This window comes from Gordonia sp. ABKF26 (assembly GCF_041103195.1).
Lineage (GTDB): Bacteria > Actinomycetota > Actinomycetes > Mycobacteriales > Mycobacteriaceae > Gordonia > Gordonia terrae.
Genome location: NZ_JBGCVZ010000003.1, coordinates 5,428,580 through 5,453,524 on the forward strand (window position 1 = coordinate 5,428,580; position 24,945 = coordinate 5,453,524).

Consider the following 24,945-nt stretch of genomic DNA (forward strand, 5'->3'; position numbering starts at 1 on the left):
GCTACAGAAGCGACAAGCGCAGCCAAACAAACTACAATCAATCGTCTCATCGATACTCTCCTTTTATGACCACACGACAGCGAACATATCCGAACCGCTAGAGTCCGGGCCTATCAGCGCCCGCCGCTTCCGCAGGCCACAGCACGTCCCCGCCGGGGATTGCGTTCTTCAGACTGTCGGACTGAGAACGGGTCCAGGCACGAACCGACTTCTCAGCGTGCGGACCAAATACCGCGTACGGCGATCGAGCCTGCACACCAGACCATTTGAAAGTCGAGGCTCCGATCTTTGCGTCAACGTCGCCACGGTGGTTCACCACGTAGTCCACCGCAGGCAGTCCTGAGCGGCGTGCGTGATCTGCCGACAGATGAAACTCGAACTGGTTCGGTCCGCTGGCATCCGGAAGTGCGTGACGCGGACGCTTTTGGCGCCACGGCTCATCTGGGTTCGCTCCGGGGTCTCCCGCTCCCAGTGCGTAGGCGAGGGCTCCGCCGGCAGTCCCGCCGATAGCGAAACCAATCGCCGCACCCGCGGCGCCCGCGCCGATCCCTCCGACTGCCGCTCCGATACCGGCACCGGTTCCAACCGCGGGAACCAAGTTAACGAATCCGAGCACGGACCCCACACCTAGTCCGATGCCTGCTCCTACTCCTGCGCCTACCCCCGCCCCCACAACCGCCGACGGAATACCAAGCGCGACAGCACCCGCGGTACCACCGGCCATCACACCGATGATCGTCGCAGCAGCACGACGAGTCGCCTCGTCCTCCGGCACACCAGCAGAGATCAGACCCTGCGCAATCTTGGCCTCGCCATACGCCGACCACGCATTGATCGAGTTCACATCCCGCTTCGACATGCCCTGCGGGATGTCGGTGACGAAGTTGCCCACACGAATCTTCTCCGGCGGCGGCGCAATCGGCCGAACCGGCGGAGCAACCCGCGGAGCCACCCGATTGTTGATCAACGGCGTGTACGGCTCGTCATACGAATAAGACCCAGGCGCCGTGTACGCCTGATACGGCGCCTCCACCGGCGGACCCGGAATACTGCCCGGACCCGGAACCATAACCGGCTCGACAGTCGCCTCAGCCCCGGCACCACCATCCGGAGACACATCCCCCGGACTCGTGCCACCCTGACCGGGAGCCGAATCACCCGGACTGGTCCCACCCTGCTCCGGCACCGCAAACGCCGCCCCCGCGCCCGCGGTGATCGACACCGCGACCACCGCCGACGTCACCGACAGCAACGGACCACTCGGCACACGACGCTTCCGATGCCGACCCCGACCATGACTCATTACTCGACTACCTCTCTGGTACGCCCGCGGTGGCGGGCAGAAACTCACTCAACGGATCGAATGGACTGGATGTAGGACTTGCCGCCGGTGGTCGTGGTGCGGATGACCTGCCGGTAGGTGATGGGCGCCGCGTCGGGCTGCAGTTCGGTCAGCACCACCGAGTACTCGCCGGGTCCGCGGTCGGAGACTGTCAAGCAATGCCGGGTCCCGAGCGGTCGCTGGTTGATGTACTGCTGCATGACGTACTCAGAGGCCACCGCGCCGGGAGCTGCGACCGCGCGTGCCGCCCTCGCCGAACGCAGGACGTAATACGCGTGGTTGAAGGCACGGATCGCCCCGGCGCCCGACTCCTGATTGCCGGCGTCGTCACCGTCGGACACCGTGGTTCCGGCACCCACCGGGCGCTGGGTACACGCGGGCTCCCGGACCACGGGCGATGTGGACGCTGCCAACCCGGCAGACGTGGCACCGCTGGTCGACGTCGATGCCGTCGTCGCCTCGGGTCCGTCACCGCGGGTCAGTACTACACCCAACACTGTGGCCACAATCACAAGAATCGCTGCTGCCGCACCGGCGATTCGCAGTGGCGAACCGACACGTGGGGACTTCTCGCCGCGACCAGCCGATCCGGTCTTCCGCTTGGCTCGCACCGACTTCTCGGCCTCGGCCAGGAACACGTCGAGCTCCGAGGGGACGCGTGGCGTGATGACTTCCGGTCCGGCGACCACCGGCCTGCTCGGCGGCGCGACAACCTCCATCGGCCGCTCGAGGACGACCACTCCGGACGACTGCGCAGCTGCGTGAGCTGGGCCGACGGAACGGTGTCGGGCCAGGTGAGCGGCCAGATCGAAGGCGGGTGTCGCATCGATGGCAGGCCACGGCGGGACGTCGGGAAACCACAGAGCAGGAGCGCGCGGCGGCACCAAAGATCCCTCCCCCCGGCCGGTGATCGCGTCGTCGTGAAGTTGCGCTCAACGACAGCACGACGCAGGGGGTCCCCCGAATACGTCGGCAGTGCCGTCGCTGACCTCGGGTCACCCTACAACAGCTCTCAGGGACCTCTCAGCTCTCATCCACAGGGGTGACACGGGCGCCTGACCACAGGTCCTGCACCGAAACGCCCCGCTCGCTAGGGTCGCGACTGTGCTTCTCACGGCCGCAGTTGCTCGCGGGGTCGCCGATGGAACAGTCGACCTCGCCTTCCGGCGATGGGGCGATCCGCGCATACATCCGGGCTCGAGCTTCATCGCGCTGACGCACGTGATCGAGGTGACGTCGATGCAGCGCGTCGACCCCGAGCGGATCACGGACGACGAAGCACGTCGCGCGGGATACGACGCTGCCGACGACGTCCGCGCTGCCCTGTGCGTCAACGTCCAGAACCCGACGTACCGGATCGGACTGCGGTGCATCGGCGAGGACCCGCGGATCGCCCTGCGCGCCGATGATGATCTGTCCGACGACGATGTAGACGAGATCCGGAGCCGCCTCGATCGCATGGACGCGCGGTCCAATCGCGGACCGTGGACGCGCGAAGTGCTCGACGCCATCGCCCGCCGCCCAGGGGTGGTGTCGACCGACCTCGCGGCCGAACTCGGTCGGGAGAGAGCGGGATTGAAGCAGGACATCACCAAGCTCAAGAAGCTCGGACTGACCGACAGCCTCGTCGTCGGGTACGAATTGTCGCCGCGTGGCGTCGAGTTCCGCCGTCGCGACGCCCAGTAGAGGCGAAACGCCGTGCCCCTACCGTCCGGTCGGCCACAATCCTCTGCATGGACCGCATCCGAGCCGGAGTCACGTCAGCGTTCGTCGCGGTGGTGGCCGCAGTTCTGTGCCTCGCCGCGGGCACCGCGCACGCCGCCCCGTTCCCGGTCACGACCGACGCGGCGACCGCCATCGCCTCTCGGTATCTGAGCCCGGCGTTGGAGTCGCCTCCCGGCGCCAATCGCTTCGACTGCCGTGACCGTGACGGACGCAACCCCGTCGTACTGCTGCACGCGACGGCCATGAACCAGAGCGCCAACTGGGCGTACCTCGCGCCCACGCTGGCGAACGCGGGATATTGCGTGTTCAGCCTGACCTACGGCCAGACCAGTTGGAGTGGCAACACCGGCGGGCTAAGGAACAAGGAGCAGTCCGCCCGCACGGTCTCGGACTTCGTCGGGCGGGTCCTCAGCGCCACGGGCGCAAAGCAGATCGACTTCGTCGGTCACAGCCAGGGCGGCGCGATCGCCCAGCTTGTCACCCAGATACCCGGACGCGCGGCGCAGGTGGGCACGATCGTCGGACTGTCCGCGTCCAACCGCGGCTACTCGCGCCTCGGCTCCCTCACCGATCGGCTGCCGGCTCGGGCACCCGGACAGAGCTATTGGGGTCCGAGACATCCATCGATCGGATACGTGAACCTCGCGACGCGGTATGACGAGATCTCGACTCCGTACGTGCTCACCTTGATGCCGCCGGGTCCCAACATCACCAACACGCTGGTCCAGGATGTGTGCCCGGCGTCGAGGATCGGTCATGTCGGGATGGCCTACTCCCCGACCGTCGGGGCGCTGGTCCGCAACGCGCTCGACCCGGATCACCGGGTGCCCGTCGTCTGCGGCTCGGACTTCCCGGGCTGACCGACATCCACTTCGACGGAAGCTCCACCTGCGTCGACGACCCGGGTTTTGCTCGTTCTCCGACCCTCGCTAGACTCGTCTGCGCTGCCTCGCGTAGCACGCCGCCCTAGCTCAGTCGGTAGAGCAATTCACTCGTAATGAATAGGTCAGGGGTTCGATTCCCCTGGGCGGCTCCACTTGATCAGACGTCGGCTCGACGCTCATGTTCAGCGGAACCCGGCGCTTCCGGTCGGCAACACCGCGACATCCGCGGGCGATCGGCTGGTTCACCCCGAACCGGGCACATCGACGCACTCGATCACGGTCTCCGGACGAGCGTTACCCAACTGGTACCGAGAGAATTCACCAGACGCCGTCGATGGCCGCTGATGGCGGTTCGGGGGGATCCGCCGACCGCACTGTGAACAGTCGGACTCAAACCCGTCGGCGGAGCCGATGCGATCACGGTGGAACCGCATGTGCGCCGCCGCATGAATGCGAGCGTTCGCGCGCGAACCTTCATCGGACGCTCAGCAGGGACTTTCCGCATATCCATCCGATGTGCAGCTACACATCGGATGCGACGAGCCATTCGTTACGAACCGAGTCCGCGATAGGCACCAGAATGCCGGACATTGTGCAAGATCGCGACTCCACTGGTTCCCATACTGAACAGGTATGGGCTCGGCATGCGAATAACGGTGCGGCATCAGTCTTTACAAAACGTCAACCTTATTCCGGAAAAACAGCTTCGGTCGCCCTCGCACGCCCGCCGAACAGGCACTTCCTCTGCTAGCATTGTCTGCAGGTCGTCGGGGAGGACGACCAACTTCTACTTCAGACACGCGATCGTTCGACTGGTCCAGACGAACGGCTCCTCGGGCGAAGGCCGAGCGCGACTCCTGTCAACATGGGACTCTGCCAGGCTCGTTGCAGGAATTCTGCCGACGCAGTTTGCAGGTCGTCGGGGAAGACGACCGTCTCTCTACCTCAGAACACGCGAACGCTCAACTCGCTCAGTCGACGCTTCCCGGGGGAAGTCTCGTCCTCGAGTGGCGACCGAACCAGACGCGGGATCGGAACAACATGATCGAATTGACCGGACACAACAACACAGCCATATCCGTTGCAGGACATCACAATACGAAACCGATTCCGGCCGAACCGACAGCGGACGCACATCGAGATCGCGGCGCGACGAGACACACGGTGAGCCTGGTCATCCCGGTTCGCAACGAGGCGCTCAACATCGGCTGGGTGCTGGAGCAGATACCCAAGGGCATCGACGAGATCATAATCGTCGATGGAAATTCGACTGACGCAACGATTATCACCGCACGGAGCTGCCGGAACGACATCACCGTGGTCCAACAGACCGGCTTCGGAAAAGGCAGCGCCTTGCGGACCGGATTTGCCTACGCAGTCAGCGACATCATCGTCATGATGGACGCCGACGGCAGTATGGCCCCACAAGAGATTCCCCACTTTCTACACTTTCTCGACAACGGATTCGACTTCGTCAAGGGCTCGAGATTCATGGGTGGCGGCGGGTCACTCGACATCACCCGGTTTCGGCGCCTGGGCAATCAGGGGCTACTCGCGTTCTTCAACAGTCTGTACAGAACCGACCTGACCGACTTGTGCTACGGCTTCTGCGCCTTTCATCGCCGGTACCTCGATCTGCTCGATCTGGAGGCGACCGGCTTCGAGATCGAGGCGGAGATGACTGTTCGCGCCGTCCAGGCGGGGCTTCGGATCGCCGAGGTTCCGAGCGTTGAAATGCCGCGTCGCACCGGATATTCCAACTTACACGCGGTCAGTGACGGTAGACGCGTCCTCGGAACCGTCTGGCGGGCGCGGAATGGCAAGAGTACGTCCACAAAACGGCCCGACGCGCATGGTCCCGATGATGTCCATCCGCCCTCGCATCACGCGGCCGGTTGAGCGAGGACACCATGGGTGTCGACAATGCCGAAGTCCGGCGACGGCGGATCGTGGTCATGACCGATCGGATGAGTCCAGGTGGGGTGAGCCACTTCGTCCTCCAACTCGTCACGCACCTGGTCGGCGAGGGTCATCAGGTCGCGGTCATCTCTCTCGCCCATGGCGAGTGGGACCACCGGCTCGGCGACTCGGGCATCCGGACGCACCGCCTTCCGGGTCCTGCAGCTCTGCGAACGGTGCGTGCTGCCGATGTCATCCACTGCCAGCAGCGATTCCTCGGTTACATCAGCGCCGTCCTCGGGCGACGCACTCGCACAATCGAACACGTACACAACATCCTCACCGATCACACCACGGTCTCGTATCGAACCCCGCGGATCGTTGCGGTGTCGACCGTCGTCAAGACGTCGCTGCTCGCGGCGTATCCGCACCTGTCTGCACACCAGATATCAGTGGTGAACAACGGAGTACGAAAGCTGGACGAGACGCCCCGAAGCTATGGACACCGGTCCTACGATCTCGTGAACGTAGCGAGGTTCGACGAGCAAAAGGACCCGCTCCTGTTCCTCGAACTGGTGAAGAGTCTTTCGGGACGACGCGACACACTCAGATGCCTGTGGATCGCGCCCGGTCCGGGACCGCTACAAGAGGCGTTTCTCCGACGACGTCGGGAACTCGATCTCGATGACGTTGTCGAGGTGAGTATCGGCGACACCCACACGCACACACGCGAAAGGGTTTCGGATTCACGGGTATTCCTACTCACCTCGCGCTGGGAGGGGTTACCACTGTCAGCGCTCGAAGCCCTCGCCAGCGGCACACCTGTGGCTACAACACCCTGCGGCGAGATCGCGCACATCGTCGCCGCGGGTTCGTGTGGTGTACTTCTCGACTCCCCGGCCGCGGGTCACGCCGAGATTCTCGATTCCGTGCTGGGAGACCAGGACCGTTGGCAGACAATGTCGGAGAATTCGTTTGTCACCGCTGACGACTACACCGAGTCGCGAATGACATCGAATATCGAAAGTGTCTACGCCGGAATAGATCCGGCATTTCGGCAGGTGCCGCCATGGCGTCAGGTCGATCAACCGGCCGGAGGGCTGCGATGAAAGTTCTCGTCACCGGCCATCTCGGCTACATCGGAGCCGAGCTGGTCCCCATGCTGATCGCCGCGGGGCACGATGTCGTCGGACTCGACACCGACTACTTTCACGGGCGCGACTTCGGATCGAAACCCGTGGCGGTACCGGCCATTCGCATGGACATCCGCGACATCACGCAGCGCCACCTGGCCGGTTTCGAGGCCGTCGTCCACCTCGCCGCACTGTCCAACGACCCGGTGAGCGAACTCAACCCGCAGCTCACCTATGACATCAACCTCGGCGCCAGTCTGACGCTGGCCCGCCTCGCCAAAGCCGCCGGCGTCGAGCGGTTCGTGTTCTCGTCGTCCTGCAGCCTCTACGGAAGCGGGTCGGACGGAGCGGTCGCCGAGGACGCACACATGACCGCGGTCACTCCGTACGGTGAATCAAAGATCCGCGCCGAAGAGGCGATCAGGCCATTGGCGGACGATCGCTTCTGCCCGACGTTCCTTCGAAATGCCACGGCATACGGGATATCTCGTCGCCTCCGTACAGACGTCGTGGTGAACAATCTCGTCGGTCACGCCGTCACCTCCGGACGAGTCCTGCTGACGAGCAACGGGGAGGCCTGGCGCCCGCTGGTTCACGTTCGCGACATCGCGCACGCGATGGTCGTAGTACTCAGATCTCCGCCCGACGCCGTGCACAACGAGGTCTTCAATGTCGGCCGCACGAACGAGAATCATCAGATTCGCGACGTCGCCAAGATGGTCGCCGACATCGTGCCGAACTGCGAGCTGACCTTCGCAGACGAGGGCGGCGCCGACATCCGTAACTACGTCGTCGATTTCACCAAGATCGAGACCTCGCTACCGGGTTACTCCCCTCAGTGGACCCTGGCAACGGGTATCGCGGAGATCTATGCCGCGTACGTCGACGAGGGTTTGAGTGCCGACCGGTTCGGCGGAAGCGATTTCGTGCGTCTGCGAGCTCTACGCGAGCTACTCGACAGCGAAGCGCTCGACCACGATCTGCGATGGAAGGAGTGATCCGCCGTGAAAGCTGTGATCCTTGCCGGAGGCAGGGGAACCCGGATCAGTGAAGAGTCCATCGATCGCCCCAAACCCATGGTCGAGATCGGCGGACGTCCGATCATCTGGCACATCATGCAGATCTACGCGGCCGCCGGAATCACCGATTTCGTCGTCTTGCTCGGCTACAAGGGCTACATGATCAAGGAGTTCTTCGCGAACTACTTCTTGCATGCGAGTGATGTCACCGTGAACCTCGGTACCGGTGCGATCGAGAACCTTTCGTCGAAGGGCGAGCCATGGCGTGTCACCCTCCTCGACACCGGCCTCGACACGATGACCGGTGGGCGGCTGCTGCGCGCACGCGAGCACATCGGTGACGAGACCTTCTCCTTCACTTACGGCGACGGTGTCGCCGATATCGACATACGCAAAGTCGTTGCGCACCATGAGATGTCAGGGTCAATCGCGACCGTGTCCGCGGTACAGCCGCCCGGGCGCTTCGGCACGCTGGACATCTCCTCGCCGCAGACACGATTCGTCGAGAAGCCCCAAGGCAGCAGCGGTTGGATCAACGGTGGATTCTTCGTCTCGTCACCGAAGATCCTCGACTACATCGCCGGCGACGCAACCCTGCTGGAGAAGGAGCCGCTCGCGACCCTCTCCGCCGAAGGACAACTCTCGGCATACCAGCATCACGGCTTCTGGCGCGGGATGGACACGATCTGGGACAAGGTCTTTCTCAACGACCTGTGGGAGCGCGGCGAAGCACCGTGGAGGTGCTGGTCGTGACGACAACGACGGGGCGAGGCCTCGAGACGGTGCCGCTGTACCGCCCCTATCTGGGCGAGGACGTCCAGCAGGCCGCAGTGGACGCCCTCGCGACCGGGTGGCTGGGCATGGGCGCATTGAGCCGGCAGTTCGAAGAGGCCGTCGGAGACTACCTAGGGCTCTCCGAACGTCCTGTCGTCGCCACGAACTCGTGCACCGAGGCGCTTCACCTGGCCGCCCGTCTCATCGGGCTCGGCCCGTCCGACGAAGTGATCTGTCCGGCCTTCACCTACGTGGCGGGCCATCAGGCGATCACCCGGACCGGCGCCGAGGTGGTGTTCTGTGATGTCGAACCGCGCCACCTCAACATCGATCCCGAACGGGTTCGCGAGCTCATCACTGCCCGCACCAAGGCGATCCTGGTCGTCGATTATCTCGGCTTCCCGTGCGACCTCGACGAGTTGATGGCGATCGCGGACGAGCACGGGCTGCGTGTCATCGAGGATGCGGCGCACGCTTTCGGCACCGTCCGGGCCGGCAGGCGGATCGGATCACACGGCGACATCACATGTTTCAGCTTCGGCCCGGTGAAGATGATCACGACGCTCGAAGGCGGCGCGATCGTAACGTCTGATCCCGCTGACATGCAGGTCTTACGTGAGCTGAGGCACCTCGGTATCGACTCCGACACTGATGCGCGCTACCGGAACCAACGCAACTGGGATTTCGACGTCGTCCGTCAGGGCTATCGATGCCACCTCGGTGCGGTGCCGGCCGCAATCGGCCTCACGCAGCTCGCGAGGGTCGACGAGTTCATCGCCAATCGGCAAAGCTACTGTCGCTTCTACGATTCGGCTCTTGCCGACATCACCGAGATCGAGTTGTTCGAGACCGATTGGGTCGGCGTGGCACCGTACATCTACGTGATCCGGGTTGGTGACGGTACCGAACGTGCCGCGCTGGTAGAACATCTGAAGTCACTCGGAGTCGCAACCGGCATCCACTTCCAGGGTGCGCACGGGTTCAGCTACTACCGCAACAGCCGGCGCGGCGACCTCTCCGTGACCGAGGCCGCGGCCGACCGCGTCGTGACCCTTCCGCTGCACTCGTACATGTCCAGGGCCGACCTCGACCGGGTCGTGTCCGGGGTGCGTGCCTTCTACCGGCCGTCGATCGAGTCGGCTCGTGCTACCGGGTAGGCGGGCGTGACCCACCAACTCGATCGCCAGGACGCGCAACCGGCTCCGAGGCCGGCGTCCTCGCACCCGAGGGACTCCCTGACATCGTCGATCGTCGCGCTGATCTCGGTTGTCGCCATCGCGGGGTCGCTGGCGATGTCGATACTGGCCACGACGGGCATCGTGTCTTTGCTGCCGATGGGAGTCCGCGTCGCGGTGGTGGTGTCCGTGGCACTGGTGCTTCCCGGGCTCCCCATCGCAACTCTGCTGCGGTTACCGAACAATGGACTGCTCGCCGGCGTCGCGATCGCACTGTCGTTGAGTACCAACATCATCGTATCGATGGTGTCGCTCCTCGTCGGGTTCTGGGACCCCCTGCTCCAACAGGGCGTCATCCTTGTCGTCTCGGGGGTCGCCACCGGGGCGCTCCTCAGTACACGGTGTCCGCGGCCGGTTTCCCGACTCCGAAGCGACCTGCTCATGTCGGGCACGGCTGTGCGCGAGTCCATCCGGACCTGCGATCGGACCACCGTGGCGCTCCTGACCGCGTCCTCGGCCGTCTTCGTGGTCTCGATCTTCCGTCTGCGCCCGGAGCAGGCCGGGGTGTACGGGCTCGTACCGCTCCTCGGATTCGATTACCTGGCCGGTCTGCTGACGCTCTGCGCGGTACTGTTCCGCGAGTACCGGCGCCGCCGGTTACATCCGCCCACACTCGCCGCCGCGAACGTGCTGCTCGTCGTGTACTTGAGCATGCCGGTCGCGTGGTCCACCGGCGCACCCACGTTTCCCACGGCATTTGTTCACCGATTTCTCACCAACTGGGTCTCCGGGCTCGGCGCGCTGCCGCCCGCAGTCGACGGTCGGGTCAGCTGGAGCGGATTCTTCGCGGGAGCCGCCCAGGTCATGCAAACCGGTGGTCTCGACGACAGCATGGTGTTTCTCACCAGCGCTTCGTTGGTGTTCGGAATCCTGATGATGTTCCCGCTGTTCGCACTGGGACACAGCCTGTCGGGGAGTGCGCGCGTCGGTTGGGCGACCGTCACGATCTACATCCTCTTCAACTGGTACCAGCAGGACTATTTCGCCCCGCAGGCAGTCGCGATGCAGCTGTACGTCACCATCATCGCTCTGCTGATCTGGGAGCTCCGGCACTCGCCCCTGCCACGCGCCGGGTCCTGGTGCACGTGGCGACGAACACCGGGACGGCCGCATGGTCGGAGCCGAGGGTTCGAGTATGCGGTCGAGGCGATCGTGATCGTCCTGCTGGCCGCCATGGTTGTCAGTCACCAACTCACCCCCATGGTGACGATCGGGGCACTTGCCGGTCTGGCCCTGTTGGGAGCGACCCGTCACAAGTTGCTCTGGCTCGGTGCGCTGCTGGTCTTCAGCGCGTGGTTCACCTTCGGGGCCAGCGGGTACTGGCTCGGACATCTCGACCAGATCCTGGGCGAGATCGGCGACATCACGGCGAGCATCAATTCGGGAGTGTCCGAACGGATCACGGGTGACCCGGTCTATGGCCGGATGCAGTACCTCAGGATCGGCGGCACCCTGCTGCTCTTCGTCCTGGCCACGATCGGATGGTTCCGGCTCGGCAACAGCCGATTCCGTGCACCGTTGGCGGTCATCGCCCTCGCCCCTTTCCTGCTCGTCATCGTGCAGAGCTACGGCGGGGAGGTCATCGTCCGCTGTTTCCTCTACTCGTCACCCGTACTCGCCGCGTTGGGTGCGATCATCGGCGTCGGCTCGGTCACACGGCTCGGGGGCTTCGCACGAGTTCCCGCCGCCGTGCTGACAATCGGCACTGTTGCGCTGATGTTCGGCGTCGCCGTGCTGGGGGTGTCCAATCGCGGACTCAACACATCCTTCGAGAGCTCGCGACCGGAGACCGTTCAGGTCGCGGATGCGCTTGTCGCCCAGGCGCCCCCGATGTCGGTCGCCTACTGGGGGCAGGGCTCGATCATCGGTCTCCCGAGAGCCTACGACATCGGCGCATCATGCATTGCCGAGCAACGCGAGTTGGCGGAATGTACCGCGGCTCAGGACATCGACTACCTGATCGTCTCCGCCCAGGACGTCAAACTGTTGCGATACCGCTACGGAGTCACTCCCGATGAGATCGCGCGACAGCTCGACCTCCTGGTGCGCCGTAACGGATTCGCCTCCCTCTACGACGATGGAGAGGTCCACGTGTTGGCACGCGCCGGAGCACGTCACCTCGACCTGGAGGCGACACCATGACCGTGACGATCGTGCTGTTCATCTCGGCCGCAGTGTTCTTCGTCGTCGCCACTGTTCGGCGAGAGCATCAGGTGGACCCACGGGGTGAAGCCACCTCCGACCGCGTCTCGCGGCTCGTGCTCGCCGCGAGCCTGTCGACCTCGGCAATCGCATGCGCCTCGGCACTGCTCTACATGGTGGATCGGACATGACACGCAGCCCAGCTCGAAACCCCTGGCGGACAGCCCTACAACTACTCGTGCTCATCCTCCTGGCCCCGATCGCCGCATGCGGTGCCACACCGGCGCGGGGCGCGCCCGGCGGTGACCTCCCCGGTTGGGAGCAGGTGTTCGTCGACGACTTCGATCGTGATGCACCCGTGGGTAGCTGGGCCAATGAGTGTTCCCCCTACGACGTCGTGTACACCGGAGCGCAAGGCCAGCAATGGTTGACCTATCCGCGCTGCTACCTGGACACGTTCGACCGCCGTCCCTACCGAGCGGATGAGGTATTGAGCGTCGACGACGGCCACCTCATCTTCGACCTGCACAACGTCGACGGGTTGCCGGCGGGCGCCAACCCATCCCCCGTGCTCGCCAACGGAAGTCAGTACCAGGTCTACGGGCGGTACTCGGTCCGGATGCGGGTGGACAGCCCGGACCTCGACGAGTACTACGTCGCCTGGCTCCTGTGGCCGCAATCGGAGCGGTGGCCGCAGGACGGCGAGCTCGACTTCCCCGAAGGATGGCTGACGAGAACAGTCGGCGGTTACCAGCATTTCGCCGGTGATGGCTCATGCGTCGGTTGCAAGATCGCGGCTCGCGACATCGGCGCCCGGTTCACCGACTGGCACACGTACACGATCGAGTGGACACCGGGACGGGTGCGGTACCTCCTCGACGGCGCCGTCGTCCTCGACAGCACGAAGTGGGTACCGGCCACGCCGATGAGGTGGCAGCTGCAGTCGGAGACAAGGGGCGCGGGGAACAGTCGCGGCCGGATTCTCGTGGACTGGGCCGCGGTGTGGTCGTACCAGAAGTGACACACACTGGACGGAACAGGACTCTGATGGACAGTCGATCGATCGACACGTTGTCGGTGGTGATCTGCGCGTACACCACCGATCGATGGGCTGACCTGATCAGCTCGGTCAACGCCGCCGAGCGCGAACTGACCGGCGACGACGAACTCATCGTGGTCATCGACCACAACGAAGAGCTGTTCGGCCTGGCCAGGGGTGAATTCGAATCGTCTCTGAAACCCCTCATCTGGGTGGTGGCCAACAACGACAGGCGCGGCCTCTCCGGCGCCCGGAACTGCGGCACCCGTCTCGCCTCGGGCCGGGTCATCGCGTTCGTCGATGATGATGCCGCGGTCGAACCCCAATGGCGACAACGGCTTTTCGGGCACTTCGACGATCCCGACCTCGCCGCGGTGGGCGGATACGCCGAACCCATCTGGCCCGATGCCCGACCTCGATGGTTTCCTCCGGAATGTGACTGGACGGTCGGATGCAGTTACGCCGGCTTGCCGACCGTGCCTGCACCCGTCCGTAATCTCATGGGGTGCAACATGTCGTTCCGGCGTCGGCTGCTCCTCGACGTCGGCGGGTTCGACACCGACCTCGGTCGGGTGGGCACCCGCCCGGTGGGGTGCGAAGAGACCGAGTTGTGCATCCGGATGTCGCGGTATGACCCGGCCGCGAAGATCACGTTCGATCCCGACATGCGCGTGCGACACCGCGTGAGTCCAGACAGGGCCCGCGTCGGTTACGTCCTCCGCCGGTCGTTCGGCGAGGGTATGTCGAAGAGGCAGATCGCGCGGCTGGTCGGACCGGGCGACGCCACGAGCACCGAACGCTCGTATCTCATGTCCACGGTTCCCGTCGCTATGTATCGATATGTCCATCAGGGCTTTTCGCCGTACACACGACGATCCGAGCCCGGGGGGATGTCACGGGCCGCCGTACTGGCGTCGACAGTCGTCGCCGCAGGCACCGGCTACCTGTACGCGCTGCTCGTCGACGGCCTCCACCGGGTCAGGCCTACAGGGGACCACCCGTGACCACCGTGAACCGGCGATCATCATCATCCGGATCGCGCAGCCTCACAGACGATTCCATCTCGATCGTGCTGACCTACTTCGTCACCGCGACCTCCGGGATGATCTTCTGGGTGGTGGCGGCTCGAGTGATACCGCCGCACGACCTCGGCGTACAGACAGCCTTGATCTCGCTCGTCACGGCGATAGGAACCGTGACGGCGTACGGATCGGGGAGCGCATTCAAGGCGATGCTGTCCGCGCCCGGATGCCGACGCACCACCCGTCTCATCGACGGTCTGGGCCTCACCACCGCGGGTGCCTGCATTCTGGGCGGGGCCGGCGGGTTCATCGCGAGCGACCTGATCGGTGGCCGCCTCGCTTCCGCGCTGCTCGTCTCGTCCGGCTCGATCGCGATGGCGCTCTTCGTGCTGAAGGATGCCGCCCTGGTCGGCCTGCACGGAACGCGGTGGCTGCCCGCGGTGAACGTAATGGCCGTGGCGTTGAAAGTGGCAATCGTGTGCGCTCTGGCCAACGCGGTCGCCCTCAGTGCGCTGTGGGCGACGGTTGTCCCGGCGGCAGTGAGCGCAGCGGTGGTCTTCCTCGTCGTCGTGCCCGGCATTCTGCGACGGTGCACAGTCCGCGAGAAGCCCCGCGCCGCAGACAATCGGCTCGATCGACGCAGCCTCGGCGTCTTCGCCGTCCGCGACGGCGTCGCCAGTACAACGTCATTCGGGCTCATCCTGGTGCTGCCATTTCTGTCGACCTGGGTTGCCGGGCCGATCCCAGGGGCAACCGTCGCCCTCGCGCTGGCTGTTGCCCAGGTACTCGATTTCGTACCAGACGGCGTCGGTTCTGCACTCACCGCGCACATGGCGCGCGACCCTGGAGCACTTGTCGGACACCTTCGCCGGATCTGGTCGGTCTCGCAGCTTCTCGTCTTCGGTGGAGCCATAGCGCTGGGCCTCGCCTCACCTGTCGTGGGGAAGATCTTCGGGAGCGCGTACTCCACCCGGGAGTTCATCACCTGTCTCTGCCTGCTCTCACTGGGTGCGGTACTCCGGGTGCCGTATTCGATCTGGATGTCGGTACTGCGTGCGGCAATGGACACCAAGACCATTCTGAGATGGAACGTCACGGTGTTCGCGATCTCGTTTCCCCTGACGCTGTTCCTCATTCACGAGTGGGGCAGCATCGGAGCATGTATGGGGCTCGTCGTGAGCTCACTGCAGCTCAGCGGGGTCGCAGTATGGGATCTCTCCCGCCGCTTCGGCGTCGTGCCTGCGTTGCGGCTGTGGCCACGGTGTCGTCGGAGTCCGTGAGCGGTTGCTTCATTCAGACGACACCATGCCACCCGCGCATGCTCTACTATCTGATCGACAAAGAGGGGACCCAGGGGTGGCATCACATCGGCGCGGCACGCACCGCGCCGTCGACAACGACGGCGGCGGTCCTCTTCGACGACCCCCGGGTGTCGCCGGCACCTCCCTCACTCTCGCCGCACTTGCGCTTTTCACGGTGATCCCGACGGCAGTCGCGTCGATCAACGCCACCACCCTGGTCCACGCCCTCGCCGCACCCGCCACTGTCCAGGTCGCTGCGCAGCAACTCACCACCCCGCTCGGCCCGAACCCGGCCCCGCCGTCCGTCGTCGTGAACACCACGCCGCACACGCCTGCCGTATCGCTGCCGACCGATCCCGGCGCGGCCACCGCGCGCGAACTGCCCGTCGCCGGCGCGCCTCGGATACTGGTCATCGACCACCCGCAGTCAGTCGGTCCGATCATCGCCAGCGGCCCCATGACCCGCACCGTGTTGTCGACGGAGCTCGACGACGAGACCAAAGAGCGTGCGGTGCAACAGAACTTGGCGGTGATGACCGTCATCGCCGGACTGGACGCGAACAGCCCGTTCGTCGTCTACACCGGCGACCCCCAGGCCTCCGGCGGCCCGGGCGAGACCGACGGCAACACCAGCCTGACGCCTCCACCTCCGACCGACACCGATGGACCGGTCATCGTCCTGGTGTCGGATCCGCGGGGGCCGTGGAGCATCCGGGTCTGGCTCGAGACCATCCCGCTCGTCTCCGCGCTCCTGAAGTCACTGGGTCGCGACAGCGGCACCCCACGAACCGACTCGCCTGTCGAGACGCCACGCACCGATCCCGACCCCCGCGGCGAGTCGGGCACCACGGAACCGCCCCGCGGCCGGCCCATCGAGCCGAACACCGGGACTCGCGAGACCGAGACCTCCTCTGACGGGGGTTCCGATGTCGAGTCGCCTCGGGAAGAAGTGGAACCACGGCGGGTGGATCGAGAGACGGTGCACGACACCGATGTCGACAGCAGTGCGGACACGCCGACCGAGCGCGAGGACGGTGGCGCCGACGCCGATACCGACTCGCAGTCGGGTGAGCAGGTCGACGACAGCCGGCCCGGTGAGTCCGGCGACCCGGGGTCGGGAGATCCGGCGGGTGGCAGCGGTTCGGGATCGGACGACGACTCCGACTCGAGTGACCGTTCCGATGGCGACAATTCCGGCAGCGAGTCGGCGGATTCCACCGCCTAGTTCATCGTCGGCCTCAGAACACGCACGCGAGTGGCCCGGCCGAGTCCGCCGACAACGGCGAGGCAAGCATCACCGGCCCCTGGGCCATGAATCGCGGTGTGGCGCCGCGATGTTCGTCGGCCGCGTGCACCGTGAACGGATGGACCACGTAGACGTCACCCGGGTTGCCGGTCGCGAAGGCAATCGGGCTCTTCCTGATTCAGAGTGCGTCGAGGTGTTGTGCGAGGCCGCCGGAGTGGATGAGTGACCGCAAGATGTAGTGGTTGAGGTTGCGGAAGCCCAACGCGATCCCGCGGAGGTGTTCCAGGCGGCCGTTGATCGCTTCGACGGGTCCGTTGGAGGCGCCGGTGTCGAAGTAGGCCAAGATCTCGGCACGCCGCGCCCATAATGATCGGCCGAGTTGGGCCAACTCTGCCAGCCCGGACGGAACGCCGGTATGAATCCGTTTGAGCAGCTTGTACATCGCGATCTTGCCGTCACGCTTGTTCTCCTGGCCGTAGGCGTTGATCAGCTCTTGGTAGATCGCGTAGGTGACCGAGACGGCCACGTGCTCCTCGTGAGCCTCCAACCCGCTACGTAGCCGGGCCTTCTGCTTGTCTGTCAGCAACGCGATCCGGGTCAGCAGTGGTCGGCGGATACCGTAGAGCGGATCACCCGTGCGGCCGCGGTGCCCACACGTATCGTGTTGCACGCGTTGACGACACACTGTGAGCTTCTCGGCGGCCAGATGGACCACGTGGAACGGGTCCATCACCGCCCGCGCCTTATCCAATGCCTCGGCGGTCGCGGTGCGATACCCGGTGAATCCGTCCATGGTGACCACCCGGATCCGGTCCCGAAAGGAGTCATCGCGGGCATCGAGCCAGTCCTTCAACGCCGCTTTGGACCGGCCGCCCACCATATCCAGCAAGCGCGCCGACCCGGTCCCATCCACAATCGGTGTGAGGTCGACCAGCACGGTCACGAAACTCGAATCACCATTGCCGCGAACATGTTTCCACTTGTGCTCATCAACACCGAGAACCCTGACACCGTCGAGTCGGCCAGGCGCCGAAGCCACCGTACGCGCCGCCTGCAACGCGAGGGCATTCACGGTGTTCCAGCCCAACCCGACCGACGCGGCGACCGCAGAGACGCTCATCTTGTCCAGAATCATCCGCCGAAGAATCCACGCGATCGTGCGGCGCGTCACCGCCGCGCGCGGCGCGACGATCGCCGAGATGTCGGCGCGAAAGATGCCCTGACCACACGCGCCGTTCTCGCAGGCGTAGCGCGGCACCCTCAGATGCAACCGGGTCGGATGGCCCACGATCGGTAGATCTGCCACCTCACGATCGACATGATCACGCAACCGACCCGCCCGCTCGCACCTCGGGCAGCTACTCTTCGGGGCCAAGACCTCGCAGAACAGGTGTGTGCGATCCTCGCCGTCGAGAGCGGCATCGGTGATCGTCACCCCGAGTTCGATCGTGCGGCAAATCGTGTCGGCAATGGCGCTACGCTGCAACGAGGGTCCTGTCGGTGTGAGTGATGAGGTGTAGGGGCTTTCATCTTCACACCACAGGACCCGCCCGCATCCCCGGCTCGCCGCCGCCGAACCCGACCTACATCTTGTGCCCGGTAGAACCCGTTCTACGCACCGTCAATCAGGAAGAGCCGGCAATCGGGCGGTCACGGCTCGCCGCATCGACCGACGGGCCGACGTCGAACGGACTCTGCCCGTCGTCGGTGAGGACATCGACGGCATCGCGGTGCGATCCCAGCCGAATTCGGGTCGGCGCATCGGTCGGCCCGACCTCGGACAGCAGGGTCAGGATCAACACGGTATGGGGGCGTCGGCTCACCACCCATGACCCGTCCTCGCGCGGCGTGTTGGCGTCGATGTGCCAGCCACGGTCATCGACCGTCGGCGGCAGCGGAAAGCGGACCGGGATGTTGCCCAGGGCGCCCCGGGGCGTCCACCCACCGACGCCGCAGATCGCGTCGAGCGCCTCGGTCAGCTCCGCGCTGTTGGCGAGCACTCCGAATGGGCCGACGCCCACCATGTCCGACGCCCAGCGCACCGGTTCGGTCCAGCCCGCGGAGTCGTCCTCGGACAACCCCAGTTGCGCCCACAGACCCGCCCGCGCACGGTCTGCCGTGCTCCGCAATGACGGACGCTCGATCTTGACGAAGCCGTTCTCGATGAAGGTCTCGGCGATGGACGGGTTGGGGTCGGCCATCGTCGCAGCGTCGCATCGATCACGTCCCGGCGCGAGCGGTTTTCCCATCCGGCCCGGCCGTCATGAGCGAACGCCGTCGTTGTCACACCGACGAACGATGCACAGTCGACGAGAAACGATGCACGATCAACGCAGGGCTTGGTCGATCAGGATCTCGGCGGCGGCGCGCGCGTCGTCGGCAGCCCGGACCGAGCCGGCGATCGCCGCCGTGGTCTGCGCGCCCTCGGCGAGGATCGACAGCTGCGCGCCGAGGCCGTCGGGCGCGCCCAACTCGGCGACCAGGCCGGCTACATACTGTTGGAAGTCGGCCTTCTGGGCGCGAACCGCCGCGGCGACCGACGGCATCTCGGCCCCGAGTTCGCCATAGGCGTTGATGAACGCGCAACCGCGGAACTCGTCGGTGCCAAACCACTCGAGCAGGAAGTCGAACACGGCCAGCAACTTCTCCCGCGGCGACGACAAACCGTCGGCACATGCGGCGATCCCGGCGTTCCACTGCCTGGTGCGGTCCTCGAGCACGGCGAGGATCAGCGCCTCCTTCGAGGGGAACATCGAATAGATCCTCTTCAGGGACACCCCCGCGGCATCGCGAACCTTGTCCATCCCGACAGCGTGGACGCCGTGCGCGTTGAACAGCTGGTCAGCGGCACGGACCACCTGCTCTCGCGGGTCCACTGTGTCGGTCACCCGGAACTCCTCTTCAGCCTGTTCCCACGCAGGGGTTGCGCGGGGAACGATCGTTCTCTAGTGTAGCAATCACCGGTGAGAACGACCGTTCTCCCGCCCGCCGCACCGATCCCGATCTCGATCGGTCGCCTCAGCAGAGAGAAGTGATCGCAATGGGCTACATCAAAGTCGGCACCGAGAACTCGACCGACATCGAGCTGTACTACGAAGATCACGGCGCGGGCCAGGCCGTCGTGCTGATCCACGGCTACCCGCTCGACGGCAACAGCTGGGAGCTGCAGGCGCGCGAGCTCATCGACGCCGGCTATCGCGTGATCACGTACGACCGTCGCGGATTCGGCAAATCCAGCAAGGTCGGCACCGGTTACCACTACGACACCTTCGCCGCGGACCTCGACACCGTGCTGACCACGCTCGACCTCCGCGACGTCATCCTGGTCGGATTCTCCATGGGCACCGGCGAACTCGCCCGCTACGCCAAGAACCACGGCACGGACCGCATCGCGAAGTTCGCGTTCCTGGCCTCGCTCGAGCCGTTCCTGGTCAAGACCGACGACAACCCCGAAGGCGTCGACCGTTCCGTCTTCGAGGGCATCGCCGCGGCGGCCAAGGAGAACCGCTACGCCTGGTACACCCAGTTCTACAAGGACTTCTACAACCTCGACGACAATCTCGGCACCCGCATCACGCAGGAGGTCGTCGACGCGAACTGGAACACCGCCGTCAGCAGCGCACCGGTCGCCGCCTACGCGGTCGTCCCCACCTGGATCGAAGACTTCCGCGAAGATGTTGCTGCCGTTCGCGACTCGGGCAAGCCGACGCTGATCCTGCACGGCACCGCGGACAACATCCTGCCGATCGATGCCAGCGGACGGCGTTTCCACCAGGCCGTCCCGGACGCCGAGTACGTCGAGATCCCCGACGCCCCCCATGGCCTGCTCTGGACTCACGCCGCCGAGGTGAACGAGGCGCTGCTGGGGTTCGTTCAGAAGTGAGCGCCCCGGGGTGGGTTCAGCAGCGAGCACACCCTCAGTGAGCAGGACGGCCGCCGGATGGTTTCCCATCCGGCGGCCGTTTGGCGTCTGAGCCCTACCGGGCGTCGCCCTCGACGTGGGCCGCGCCCTCGGCGGTCTCGTCGGACGCGTCCGTGTCCTTGTTGTCGGCGAGGGGGTCGTAACCCGGCACACCCTCGAGCACCGTCAGTTCCTGATCGATGGCAGCCGAGACGGCCTTGGCATCTTCCTTGATCTTGCGGATGAAGTCCGACATCGTCTGCTCCTCGCTCATAGTCCGGTCGCGGCGCGACCATGAACTCATGATAGGTCCCGGCGCTCGTCGCCTTTCGGCGATCACGAACGAGCGCGACCGGATCAGTCCCGGAACATGGCCTCATACGACGACGCCAAGGCCGGGTAGTAGGCATCCCAGTCGACCTCGGCGACACTGCGGCCCCCCTCGGCTGCGACCAGACGATCGAGGTAGTACTCCCACCCTGGACCAACGTTCTCGGCCGAGTCCGGTCTCGGTAACCCCTGCGCAAAGGTGAGAGTGGTTGTCCCATCGGCTTCAATGAGATCGAGCTCCAGCCGCCAGACATCGCCGTCACCGTCGCCGCCGGGCGACTTCGACTCGACGACGAGCCGACGCGGCGGATCGCACTCCAGGATCGAGAACCGTTCGGACTCCACGTCGTCCCCTTCGGCGGTCATCCGGAAGTCGACGACACCGTCGGCCGGATCTCCCGCCCACGTGCCGATCCACCGCTCGAGCCGGGACGGTTCGGTGATCGCCGCCCACACCGCGTCGACAGGCGCGGTGAAGGTGCGCTCCAGTACGACGTGGGGCACACCGGCCCGGATCTCTCGACGGCCCGTGGCCGTGACGTCGGCGCTCATCCTGTCTCCTCGTGTCGCTTGATCGAATCTGTAAGTGAGGGAGCGGAATCGAGCGATTCGGCATCAGCCTCGGGTTTGCCGCGTTCGCGCACGGTGCGTCGCACCTCGAGGTCGAGCGCATCGAGATGGCGATCGTCGAATCTCGGCTCGACGACCTCCGAGCCCGCAACCTCCGAGTTCGCAACCTCCGAGTCCACGGCGTCGAGCCAGGCCCGAACCGGGGCAAGCGCACCAGGTGCGAGTTCGTAGTGTCGCTCGCGCCCCTGATCGACGACGGTCGTCATGCCGGCCTCACCCAGCACCCGGAGGTGTCGCGAGATCGCGGGCCGGCTGATCGGGTGGTCGGCCGCGAGGTCGACGACACGCGCCGGGCCTCGAGCGAGCCGCTCGATGAGGGCTCGACGCACCGGATCGGCGATCGCCTCGAACTCATCCACACCCCATTGGTAACATACGAGTTACCAATGCGGGAAGTGCCTACGTTCGAATCGGACGCGCGAGCGCCAGCCCGATCCGCGCGACCATGTCGTCGACGGCGAACTTCGGCTTCACGTTCATGTCGAGGGCCTCACGGCAGGCGAGTACCGCCTCGACGCACTGCAGCAGCTGCTCGGGCCTGGCGTAGCCGGCGAGCGGGTTCGCGAGGTCGTCAGCCTTGTCCGGGTGCATCGCGGTGACCTGGGCACCCACGCCGACGACGAGCGCGTCCCGGAAAAGCGCGGCGAGGTCGACCAGAGCGCGGTCGAGGACGTCGCGGCCGACGCGCGTGGCTCGCGACTTCTGCCGCTTCTCCAGTTCTTTGAGCGCGCCGGCGCTACCGCGAGGCATCCGCGCAGTGCCCTTGCCGGTACCGCCCGCACCGAGCGCGGTCTTCATCTCCTCGGTCTCGGCCACGTCGAGTTCGGCACTGATCGCCTTGGCGGCCTCGTCGGCCGACCGGACCAGCTCCTCGGCTGCGGCGTACGCGGTCGAGTCCCGGGAGGCGGCACGCGCCAGCCCGAGCGCCTTCTCGCGCTGCGTACGGGCCTCCGGGTCGGTCGCCAGCCGGCGCGCGCGACCGATGTGACCGCCGCACACCGACGCCGCCCATCTCGCCTGCTCCGGGTCGAGGCCGTCCCGCTCGACGAGAACCCGCTCGATGTCTGCGGTCGTCGGCGTGACGAGCGCGACGTGCCGACAGCGCGACCGCAGGGTCACCGAGATGTCCTCGGGATCGACCGATGGCGCGCACAGCAGGAAGACCGTTCGTGACGGCGGCTCCTCGACGACCTTCAGCAGCGCATTCGCGGCCTGCTCGGTGAGTCGGTCGGCGTCCTCCACGATGACGATCTGCCAGCGTCCCGTCCCCGGCCGGCGGGCGGCGGCCTGGACGATGTCCCGCATGGCCCCCACGGCGAGACTCAACCCTTCCGGCACCACATGGCGGACGTCGGCGTGGGTCTTGGCCATCACGGTGACGCAGGCGCGGCACTCGCCGCAGCCGATGTTCGCGGCATCGGGCGATTGGCACTGGAGCGCCGCGGCGAAGCACTGCGCGGCCACCGACCGACCGCTGCCCGGCTGCCCGGTGAACAACCACGAATGGGTCATCGATGCCCGCGACCATCCCGCGTCGACGGCCGGGATCTCGTCGTCGGCGAGGAACAGGTCGGCCGAGGCCCCCGCGTCGAGCCTCGCCGCCAGAACCCGTGCGGCGCGCGCGGCCGCCCGCAGATCGTCGGCGATGGCCTCTTGCCCGGTCAGCCGATCGAAGACATTTGTCACAGCAACACCCTAATCCGCAGTTCGGACACGCCTGAGACACGGAACCGTGTTTAACGATTGCAAGCAGCCAGCTACCGTGGTCTCCGTGGTTCAACAACGGTCGCGGTGGTCAAAGGGCCTGCATCTGGCCCGATGGCTGATTCATACGCCGTGGCCGATTCTCGCGCTCGATATGTTGCGGGCGAATCTCGTCGGCGCGCTGTTCACCTTCGCGTTCCTGCGTTTCGGCATGCCGATCCAGGATTCGATCAGCCTCGACGAGATCACCGCGCTGAACCAGGTCATCTTCGCGGCCTACCTGCTGATCGCCATGGTGATCGGTGGCTTCGCCAGCATCCAGTTGTCCCTACCGGTACTCATCTGGCATCGGCGCCGCACCCGGCTCGACAACGAGGCCGCGCGACGCCGCGCACTCGCTCTGCCGATGCTGCTGACCGCGGTCAACGCCGCGCTGTGGGTGGTCGGCGGCACACTGTTCACACTGGTCAACCTGACCGTGTCGTCGAAGAACGCCTTCATCGTGGCCATCGCCAGCACGATCGGCGCGATGGTGACGTGTGCGCTGAGCTACATGCAGGCGGAGAAGGTCATGCGGCCGATCACCGTCGCGGCGATGGCCAACAATCCCGACAACGCGATCGCTCCCAGTGTCACCACCCGCATCACCGCTTTCTGGGTGATCAGCGTCGTGGCGCCGATGCTCGTGATCATCGGGATGATCGTGCTCCACCGGCTCGGGATCATCGAGGCCGACTCCACCGGCCTCGAACGGCCGATCCTGTGGATGGCCATCTCGGCACTGGCGTTCAGCGTCATCGCGATCGTGCGCGTCGTGGCCGCCATCAACGATCCGATCAAACAGCTGCGCCGCGCGCAGGCCAAGGTCAGCGAGAACGACCTCAACGTCGCGGTCAAGATCTACGACGGCAGCGACCTCGGCCTGCTGCAGGCCGGCTTCAACGACATGGTCGCCGATCTGCGCGAACGTCAGCAGCTCCGCAACCTGTTCGGTCGCTACGTCGGCGAGGACGTCGCCCGGCGCGCCATCGAGACCGGTACCGAGCTGGGCGGCGAGGAGCGCTATGTCGGCGTCCTGTTCGTCGACATCGTCGGCTCGACGCGACTGGCGGTCAATCGGCCACCGCGCGAGATCGTCGAGCTGCTCAACGAGTTCTTCCGGGTCGTCGTCGGCGTCGTCGGACGCCACGGCGGATTCGTCAACAAGTTCCAGGGCGACGCGGCGCTCGCGATCTTCGGGGCACCGCTCGACCTCGACGACTTCGCCGGCCGCGCGCTCGCCTCTGCGCGTGAGTTGCGGGCCGAGCTGTACGAGACCCTCGGTGACACCGACATCGGCATCGGGGTGTCGGCCGGCAAGGCCATCGCCGGTCACATCGGTGCCGAACAGCGACTCGAGTACACGGTCATCGGCGACCCCGTGAACGAGGCGGCCCGACTCACCGAACTCGCCAAAGACGAGCCCACACGCGTCCTCGGGTCCGCCCGCGCGGTGTTCTTGGCGTCGCACGAAGAGGCCGAGCACTGGGAGATCGGCGAGGGCGTCGAACTCCGCGGCCGCGGGATCGAGACGCTTCTCGCGCGCCCGCATCTCGAGCCGGACCGGTCGGCCTGAGCGA

Annotated in this window: 24 protein-coding genes, 1 tRNA gene and 2 pseudogenes; 16 read left to right on the top strand and 11 right to left on the bottom strand. The window is 65.7% G+C overall.

Annotated features, from left to right (window positions below; translation table 11 throughout):
• Nucleotides 1-97: 97 nt before the first annotated feature.
• Both AB4Z55_RS25210 and AB4Z55_RS25215 read right to left on the bottom strand, forming a co-directional pair.
• Nucleotides 98-1,303 carry a hypothetical protein gene (locus tag AB4Z55_RS25210; RefSeq protein WP_369520880.1) on the bottom strand — a complete coding sequence of 402 codons (1,206 nt, stop codon included), beginning with the start codon at nucleotides 1,301-1,303 and terminating at the stop codon, nucleotides 98-100.
• Between the two features lie 44 nt (nucleotides 1,304-1,347).
• A complete protein-coding gene (locus tag AB4Z55_RS25215) occupies nucleotides 1,348-2,226 on the bottom strand; it encodes a hypothetical protein (RefSeq protein ID WP_369520881.1) in 879 nt (292 codons plus the stop codon).
• A gap of 220 nt (nucleotides 2,227-2,446) precedes the next feature.
• On the opposite strand from AB4Z55_RS25215, the gene AB4Z55_RS25220 reads away from it, so the two are divergent.
• From AB4Z55_RS25220 to AB4Z55_RS25235, 4 genes are all read left to right on the top strand, one after another.
• Nucleotides 2,447-3,028: a hypothetical protein gene (locus AB4Z55_RS25220; RefSeq protein WP_369520882.1), complete on the top strand. Its 582-nt coding sequence runs from the start codon at nucleotides 2,447-2,449 to the stop codon at nucleotides 3,026-3,028.
• Between the two features lie 47 nt (nucleotides 3,029-3,075).
• Nucleotides 3,076-3,927, top strand: coding sequence for an esterase/lipase family protein (locus AB4Z55_RS25225; RefSeq protein WP_369520883.1), 852 nt, complete (start codon nucleotides 3,076-3,078; stop codon nucleotides 3,925-3,927).
• Between the two features lie 100 nt (nucleotides 3,928-4,027).
• Nucleotides 4,028-4,103 (top strand) — tRNA-Thr (locus AB4Z55_RS25230).
• A gap of 889 nt (nucleotides 4,104-4,992) precedes the next feature.
• Nucleotides 4,993-5,850: a glycosyltransferase family 2 protein gene (locus AB4Z55_RS25235; RefSeq protein ID WP_369520884.1), complete on the top strand. Its 858-nt coding sequence runs from the start codon at nucleotides 4,993-4,995 to the stop codon at nucleotides 5,848-5,850.
• Here the strand turns inward: AB4Z55_RS25235 and AB4Z55_RS25240 are convergent.
• On the bottom strand, nucleotides 5,835-6,011 hold the full coding sequence (locus AB4Z55_RS25240; RefSeq protein WP_369521069.1) for a hypothetical protein: 177 nt from the start codon (nucleotides 6,009-6,011) through the stop codon (nucleotides 5,835-5,837). The genes AB4Z55_RS25235 and AB4Z55_RS25240 overlap by 16 nt on opposite strands.
• Here AB4Z55_RS25240 and AB4Z55_RS25245 point away from each other — a divergent pair.
• From AB4Z55_RS25245 to AB4Z55_RS25290, 10 genes are all read left to right on the top strand, one after another.
• Nucleotides 5,934-6,959 (top strand): glycosyltransferase family 4 protein, encoded by a 1,026-nt coding sequence (locus AB4Z55_RS25245; protein ID WP_369521060.1) that lies wholly within the window; start codon nucleotides 5,934-5,936, stop codon nucleotides 6,957-6,959. The two genes, AB4Z55_RS25240 and AB4Z55_RS25245, sit on opposite strands and share 78 nt — an antisense overlap.
• On the top strand, nucleotides 6,956-7,981 hold the full coding sequence (locus AB4Z55_RS25250) for an NAD-dependent epimerase/dehydratase family protein (protein ID WP_369520885.1): 1,026 nt from the start codon (nucleotides 6,956-6,958) through the stop codon (nucleotides 7,979-7,981). The genes AB4Z55_RS25245 and AB4Z55_RS25250 overlap by 4 nt, the downstream gene beginning before the upstream one ends.
• A 6-nt stretch (nucleotides 7,982-7,987) precedes the next feature.
• A complete protein-coding gene (gene rfbF / locus AB4Z55_RS25255) occupies nucleotides 7,988-8,755 on the top strand; it encodes a glucose-1-phosphate cytidylyltransferase (protein WP_369520886.1) in 768 nt (255 codons plus the stop codon).
• Nucleotides 8,752-9,933 (top strand): DegT/DnrJ/EryC1/StrS family aminotransferase, encoded by a 1,182-nt coding sequence (locus AB4Z55_RS25260; RefSeq protein ID WP_369520887.1) that lies wholly within the window; start codon nucleotides 8,752-8,754, stop codon nucleotides 9,931-9,933. The genes rfbF and AB4Z55_RS25260 overlap by 4 nt, the downstream gene beginning before the upstream one ends.
• A gap of 6 nt (nucleotides 9,934-9,939) precedes the next feature.
• A complete protein-coding gene (locus AB4Z55_RS25265) occupies nucleotides 9,940-12,153 on the top strand; it encodes a hypothetical protein (protein ID WP_369520888.1) in 2,214 nt (737 codons plus the stop codon).
• Nucleotides 12,150-12,344 carry a hypothetical protein gene (locus tag AB4Z55_RS25270; protein WP_369520889.1) on the top strand — a complete coding sequence of 65 codons (195 nt, stop codon included), beginning with the start codon at nucleotides 12,150-12,152 and terminating at the stop codon, nucleotides 12,342-12,344. Before AB4Z55_RS25265 ends, AB4Z55_RS25270 begins: the two co-directional genes overlap by 4 nt.
• Nucleotides 12,341-13,174 (top strand): family 16 glycosylhydrolase, encoded by an 834-nt coding sequence (locus tag AB4Z55_RS25275; RefSeq protein ID WP_369520890.1) that lies wholly within the window; start codon nucleotides 12,341-12,343, stop codon nucleotides 13,172-13,174. The genes AB4Z55_RS25270 and AB4Z55_RS25275 overlap by 4 nt, the downstream gene beginning before the upstream one ends.
• A gap of 26 nt (nucleotides 13,175-13,200) precedes the next feature.
• The gene (locus tag AB4Z55_RS25280) at nucleotides 13,201-14,196 is read left to right on the top strand and encodes a glycosyltransferase family 2 protein (RefSeq protein ID WP_369520891.1); all 996 of its coding nucleotides are present in this window, start codon (nucleotides 13,201-13,203) and stop codon (nucleotides 14,194-14,196) included.
• Entirely contained in the window at nucleotides 14,193-15,494 is a 1,302-nt protein-coding gene (locus tag AB4Z55_RS25285) for a lipopolysaccharide biosynthesis protein (RefSeq protein ID WP_369520892.1), read from the top strand. Before AB4Z55_RS25280 ends, AB4Z55_RS25285 begins: the two co-directional genes overlap by 4 nt.
• Nucleotides 15,495-15,570: 76 nt before the next feature.
• Entirely contained in the window at nucleotides 15,571-16,740 is a 1,170-nt protein-coding gene (locus tag AB4Z55_RS25290; RefSeq protein ID WP_369520893.1) for a hypothetical protein, read from the top strand.
• Between the two features lie 13 nt (nucleotides 16,741-16,753).
• Here AB4Z55_RS25290 and AB4Z55_RS25295 read toward each other — a convergent pair.
• From AB4Z55_RS25295 to AB4Z55_RS25310, 4 genes and pseudogenes are all read right to left on the bottom strand, one after another.
• Nucleotides 16,754-16,927 (bottom strand): annotated as a pseudogene (locus AB4Z55_RS25295) (mitomycin antibiotics/polyketide fumonisin biosynthesis protein); the annotation flags it as partial.
• A 12-nt stretch (nucleotides 16,928-16,939) separates the two neighbouring features.
• Nucleotides 16,940-18,247 carry an ISL3 family transposase gene (locus tag AB4Z55_RS25300; protein WP_006358292.1) on the bottom strand — a complete coding sequence of 436 codons (1,308 nt, stop codon included), beginning with the start codon at nucleotides 18,245-18,247 and terminating at the stop codon, nucleotides 16,940-16,942.
• Nucleotides 18,248-18,398: 151 nt separating this feature from the next.
• Nucleotides 18,399-18,962, bottom strand: a pseudogene (locus AB4Z55_RS25305) (mitomycin antibiotics/polyketide fumonisin biosynthesis protein); the annotation flags it as partial.
• 126 nt (nucleotides 18,963-19,088) lie between these two features.
• A complete protein-coding gene (locus AB4Z55_RS25310; protein ID WP_369520894.1) occupies nucleotides 19,089-19,649 on the bottom strand; it encodes a TetR/AcrR family transcriptional regulator in 561 nt (186 codons plus the stop codon).
• A gap of 152 nt (nucleotides 19,650-19,801) precedes the next feature.
• On the opposite strand from AB4Z55_RS25310, the gene AB4Z55_RS25315 reads away from it, so the two are divergent.
• The gene (locus tag AB4Z55_RS25315; protein WP_369520895.1) at nucleotides 19,802-20,644 is read left to right on the top strand and encodes an alpha/beta fold hydrolase; all 843 of its coding nucleotides are present in this window, start codon (nucleotides 19,802-19,804) and stop codon (nucleotides 20,642-20,644) included.
• A 94-nt stretch (nucleotides 20,645-20,738) separates the two neighbouring features.
• On the opposite strand, the gene AB4Z55_RS25320 is transcribed toward AB4Z55_RS25315, so the two are convergent.
• The 4 genes from AB4Z55_RS25320 to AB4Z55_RS25335 all read right to left on the bottom strand — a co-directional run bounded on the left by AB4Z55_RS25320 (nucleotide 20,739) and on the right by AB4Z55_RS25335 (nucleotide 23,308).
• Nucleotides 20,739-20,918 (bottom strand): hypothetical protein, encoded by a 180-nt coding sequence (locus AB4Z55_RS25320; protein ID WP_354561663.1) that lies wholly within the window; start codon nucleotides 20,916-20,918, stop codon nucleotides 20,739-20,741.
• Between the two features lie 101 nt (nucleotides 20,919-21,019).
• Nucleotides 21,020-21,544: an SRPBCC family protein gene (locus AB4Z55_RS25325; protein ID WP_101820988.1), complete on the bottom strand. Its 525-nt coding sequence runs from the start codon at nucleotides 21,542-21,544 to the stop codon at nucleotides 21,020-21,022.
• A complete protein-coding gene (locus tag AB4Z55_RS25330; protein ID WP_354561400.1) occupies nucleotides 21,541-21,981 on the bottom strand; it encodes a metalloregulator ArsR/SmtB family transcription factor in 441 nt (146 codons plus the stop codon). The genes AB4Z55_RS25325 and AB4Z55_RS25330 overlap by 4 nt, the downstream gene beginning before the upstream one ends.
• Before the next feature lie 40 nt (nucleotides 21,982-22,021).
• The gene (locus tag AB4Z55_RS25335; protein ID WP_369520896.1) at nucleotides 22,022-23,308 is read right to left on the bottom strand and encodes a DNA polymerase III subunit delta'; all 1,287 of its coding nucleotides are present in this window, start codon (nucleotides 23,306-23,308) and stop codon (nucleotides 22,022-22,024) included.
• 172 nt (nucleotides 23,309-23,480) lie between these two features.
• Here AB4Z55_RS25335 and AB4Z55_RS25340 point away from each other — a divergent pair, with 172 nt between their 5' ends.
• Nucleotides 23,481-24,941 (top strand): adenylate/guanylate cyclase domain-containing protein, encoded by a 1,461-nt coding sequence (locus tag AB4Z55_RS25340; RefSeq protein ID WP_101821047.1) that lies wholly within the window; start codon nucleotides 23,481-23,483, stop codon nucleotides 24,939-24,941.
• Nucleotides 24,942-24,945: the final 4 nt, after the last annotated feature.